This window comes from uncultured Campylobacter sp. (assembly GCF_938045775.1).
Lineage (GTDB): Bacteria > Campylobacterota > Campylobacteria > Campylobacterales > Campylobacteraceae > Campylobacter_B.
This window is the reverse complement of sequence record NZ_CALIBH010000172.1, coordinates 1-3,773: the sequence shown is the minus strand read 5'-3', so window position 1 is coordinate 3,773 and position 3,773 is coordinate 1. Positions and strand designations below refer to the sequence as shown.

Below are 3,773 nucleotides of genomic sequence, written 5' to 3'. Positions count from 1 at the left end.
GCAACTGGATAACCAAAAATCCGGTCCGCATCACGCGCGCTATCAGCAACTGCTACGAAAACTCGCGCGCCGTGATAGAAAGCCTCTTTACGGATCTACAACCGGCGCTTAACGCTAAAATGCGCCCCGAAATTTACGGCTGCGCGATCAACTACATAAAGCTATGCTGCGCGTTTAGTTTTGATGACGAGCACTGCCGAACCAACTACATCATCGCGCCCGATAAGCCGCGCCTAAGCTCGCAGCGCGCCTGGGAGCTGATACACGAAATGATGAGCGAGGAGCAGAGGCGCGCGGGCGATTACTATCTGCGGAACCGTTTTGAGTATTCGCCGTTTAGAAAAGACACTGGCAAAACGGGCGCGTTGATACATTTCGAGCGCGAATTTAGCGAACTGGCGCCCATGGAGCAAAAGCGAAAGATGGGCGAGTATTTTTTGACGGCGCTAAAGCAGATCGCGCAAAAGCAAAGCAAGCTTAAGTATGATTTCGCCGCGATGATAGAGGATTTTAATAAAATTTTATGCGAGTGGACGGCGGCTGAAATTTAGCGCTTGTCGGGGCGGCGTTTTAAAACACATCGGCGGCATGCAAATCCGCGCGTAAATTTCAGCGCCTTGCGTAAATCATAAAATTTCACTAAAATTTTAAAGGATAGCTGATGAAGCAGATCACGATGCAGGAGGCTTTGGACGCGGTTGGCGAGCGCTACTGCAAAGGCCATCACTACGAAAACGTAGCGCTAAGCGATGAGATGGTACGCCGCATCTGCGAGGTAAAAAGCCTCGTAAATATGGGCTTTATAGCTACGGCCATCACGGACGCGGCGCTACAGCATCTAGCCGCGCTGCCGAAGCTTGCGTATCTGTTTTTGCAAGATAGCGATAAGATAAGTGGCGAGGGCTTTAGATACTTTGCAGAACACGCCAAGCTCGAGCACATCGGTATCGAGAACGTCGGCATCACGGATGAGGGGCTAAAAGCGATCGTACAAATCCCGAAGCTAAAATCGCTACGCCTAATCAATTCGCGCGTGAGCTTTGCGGGGCTGCTAGCCGCGGCAAATACTAAAATCCAGTTTTATCTTGGCGGCGGGCAGTTTAGTAAGGAGCAAATTGCAGAATTCGAACAGGCGCAAAGAGACGCCGCAAAGAGCAAAAAGAAGCTTGATCCAGATGACCTGGCGGCGGCGCAGAGTGTGCTTTTAGAATTTTTCGCGGCGATGAGCGAATGGGAGAAATTTGCCACATCGCGAATCGATGACGCAGACGACGGCGAAGTGCAGCGGAGATGCGACGAGCTCTTTGCACGCTACTGCACGCCCGTTAGGCGCAGCGGCTTTCGCCCCGAGGGCATCTCCTTCTCGATGGCGGAGGGCGGCACCTACGGCGGATACGAGCTAACGGACGCCGAATGCGAGAGCAAAAATAAAATTTACATCTACGCCAAGGACGAACACGGCTTTGCACGCCGCTTCCTGCTCGTGCGCAAGGACGGGCGCTGGCTCATAGATAAGTGCCAAGGTATGGACGGCAAAAACCGCGGGCTATAAATTTGAGCGCGAAACGGGATTAAATTTCATCTGCGGCGCGATCGCAGAGATGAAATTTTATCCTCGCTGCGGGCGCGGCGATAAAATTTCATCGGCGCTGCGAAAACAAAGACAAAGAGGGCAAATGAGCGGTAAAATTTCTGCGCACGACGCGCACGGCGATCAAAGAAAGGTGCGAATGAAAAGGCGAATTTTCTCCGAGCTGGGCGGCTTCGTGATAAAGGGTCCTCGCGTTGCTCGCGCGCTATCTGGATGAGCACGGGCTTGCGAGCGGCGATGTTCTTGCCTATTTTACGCAGACCGAGCACGGCGATGCGGTCACAAGAGAGGGCATCGCCGTGCCGATATCGGGCGTTCGCAGCGATTATTACGATTTTGCGGTTACCGTGGGCGAGGTGGATGAGGAAATTTTTAATCAAAACGAAGCGAAAATCATCTCTCGCGGCTGGGTTTTTCACTCATCAGGCACGCTAAAGATCGTAGGCATCGGCTATTTTAAAGATATAAGCCGCATCGGCGAGCAAAACAGCCTAAGCTTTAAGCTAAAGCGCGGTCGGTACCGCTTGGAAATTTTAGGCGGATACCAAAGCGCAAATTTTAGCGGCTCGCCCGCTTCCTGCGACGATACGCCAGTTTTCCATCTGCGGCTTACGCCTTCTGCCGAGCTTAAATTTAGCGGCGATTTGGAAACGTCATTTTATTTTTAGCCGAATTGATAGAATTTTGCGCAAAATTTCTCTTTTTATGCACGGCGGGCAGGTAAAATTTTATAAATTTAGCCGCCGTGCCGAGTAAAATGCTATAATCGGCGCCAAATTACGGGAGGCGAGATGATTTTTGACGAACTTATAGACGCGCTGGCGCAAAACGGCTGGCAGATACGGCGCAGGGATGAAATTTGCCTGCCGCGAAGCGAATTTTTAGGCGGTAAATTTAAAAATTTAAGCGAAGATTTTTACCGCTTCGTTTGCTCTTTTGAGACTTTGCATGACGCTACGGACGCCGTTTGGTTCGTATCCGCTAGGGATTATGCATCGCCAAGCGCGGACGAGGCGGAATTTTACTACGAAGATTTTGAAAAAGACAGCCTGGAGTGCGCGGCTAACGATGCGCAAAGAGCCGCCGTGAGCGCATTTTGGAGCGAGTGCTTGCCGTTTTTGTTTTCGGTCAGAGGCGAACGCTGCTTCGCGGGCATCCTCACGCAGGGCGCGGACGCGGGCAAGATCGTATTCGGCGCAGAACCGATTTATGAGGATGCCCTGGTCATCGCGCAAAGCTTTGAGGAATTTATCGCTCTTTTCCTCGCTGCGCTCACGGACAAAAGCGCCGCGAAATATCCGCTTTCTTGCTTTGCGTAGCAGCATGCGATACGAGCAAAGCGGTACTGCGAGCGCGAGTAAAACAGCGGCGGGGTGCGGGATACAAATTTTGGCCTCGCGCAAAATCTGCGCCGCAGATCACATCGGAGAGTAAAATTTCGCCCGATGTTTAGAGCAAAGCGCGAAAAAACGGCGCCGCAAATTATACAAGCCACAGAAGTCTGCCCGCGCGGCTCTGCCCTTCTATCTCCTTGAGCGCTTTAAGAATATCCTCGCTTTGAAATTTAATGCTTACCGATAGAAACGAGCAGTGCTCTACTTGCCCCAAAATCGGCAAGTAGCTTGCACAAAGTAGGAATTTTTGCGTATCGTAGAGATACTGCTTGCCGCTAAATTCTACCATTTTACCGCCGCGCAGGCACAAGCATGCGCTAGGTTCGTAGATACTCACGAAAGTCTGAGGGCTCGCTTTGGCAGTAGAAGCTAAGCGCTTGCATAGGCGTCTGAACGTGTCCGTAGGCTGGATATAGCTCGTCCGCGATCTTTGTAGCGTCTTTTAAAATTTTATCTACTTCGTTTATGCTCGCTCCTTTAAATTTATGCAGATTACACTTACATTTGCACGATTAAGCAAGGAATTTGAACTATCGTGCTACCGCAAAATTTTAAAAAAGGCTATAATTTAGCCAACTTTATTTAAAGGAGAGAAGATGACAAATTTTAGTTTTTGCAACCCCGTGAGGATAGAATTCGGCAGGGATAAAGAAAAGTATATCGGGCAGTATATGAAGGAATCCGGTGCGAAAAAAGCTCTCGTGCTATACGGCAGCGAGCGCGTGCGAAAGAGCGGTTTGATGGACGCCGTGGAGGGCAGCTTAAAGGCAAACGGTATAGAATTTGTG

Annotated in this window: 7 protein-coding genes; 6 read left to right on the top strand and 1 reads right to left on the bottom strand. The window is 50.5% G+C overall.

Features of this window, described 5'->3' with window-relative positions; genetic code table 11:
• The 5 genes from Q0238_RS06600 to Q0238_RS06580 all read left to right on the top strand — a co-directional run.
• Positions 1-551, top strand: a 551-nt coding sequence (locus Q0238_RS06600; protein ID WP_297944171.1) for a hypothetical protein, incomplete at its 5' end; no start/stop codon positions are given.
• Between the two features lie 110 nt (positions 552-661).
• Positions 662-1,552: an NTF2 fold immunity protein gene (locus Q0238_RS06595; protein WP_297882501.1), complete on the top strand. Its 891-nt coding sequence runs from the start codon at positions 662-664 to the stop codon at positions 1,550-1,552.
• Positions 1,553-1,601: 49 nt separating this feature from the next.
• Positions 1,602-1,808, top strand: coding sequence for a hypothetical protein (locus Q0238_RS06590; RefSeq protein ID WP_297944168.1), 207 nt, complete (start codon positions 1,602-1,604; stop codon positions 1,806-1,808).
• Positions 1,786-2,259, top strand: coding sequence for a hypothetical protein (locus Q0238_RS06585; RefSeq protein WP_297944164.1), 474 nt, complete (start codon positions 1,786-1,788; stop codon positions 2,257-2,259). The genes Q0238_RS06590 and Q0238_RS06585 overlap by 23 nt, the downstream gene beginning before the upstream one ends.
• A gap of 123 nt (positions 2,260-2,382) precedes the next feature.
• A complete protein-coding gene (locus tag Q0238_RS06580; protein WP_297944154.1) occupies positions 2,383-2,910 on the top strand; it encodes a hypothetical protein in 528 nt (175 codons plus the stop codon).
• Positions 2,911-3,073: 163 nt separating this feature from the next.
• Here the strand turns inward: Q0238_RS06580 and Q0238_RS06575 are convergent, their stop codons facing one another.
• Positions 3,074-3,322, bottom strand: coding sequence for an AraC family transcriptional regulator N-terminal domain-containing protein (locus Q0238_RS06575; protein WP_297944151.1), 249 nt, complete (start codon positions 3,320-3,322; stop codon positions 3,074-3,076).
• 259 nt (positions 3,323-3,581) lie between these two features.
• On the opposite strand from Q0238_RS06575, the gene Q0238_RS06570 reads away from it, so the two are divergent.
• Positions 3,582-3,773 (top strand): iron-containing alcohol dehydrogenase (locus Q0238_RS06570; RefSeq protein WP_297944148.1); only part of this gene is annotated, 192 nt, incomplete at its 3' end.

What these genes read in the sequence shown, in the direction of transcription:
- Q0238_RS06595 (WP_297882501.1), top strand. Translation starts at nt 662, where the DNA reads ATGAAGCAGATCACGATGCAGGAGGCTTTGGACGCGGTTGGCGAGCGC.
- Q0238_RS06590 (WP_297944168.1), top strand. Translation starts at nt 1,602, where the DNA reads ATGAAATTTTATCCTCGCTGCGGGCGCGGCGATAAAATTTCATCGGCG.
- Q0238_RS06580 (WP_297944154.1), top strand. Translation starts at nt 2,383, where the DNA reads ATGATTTTTGACGAACTTATAGACGCGCTGGCGCAAAACGGCTGGCAG.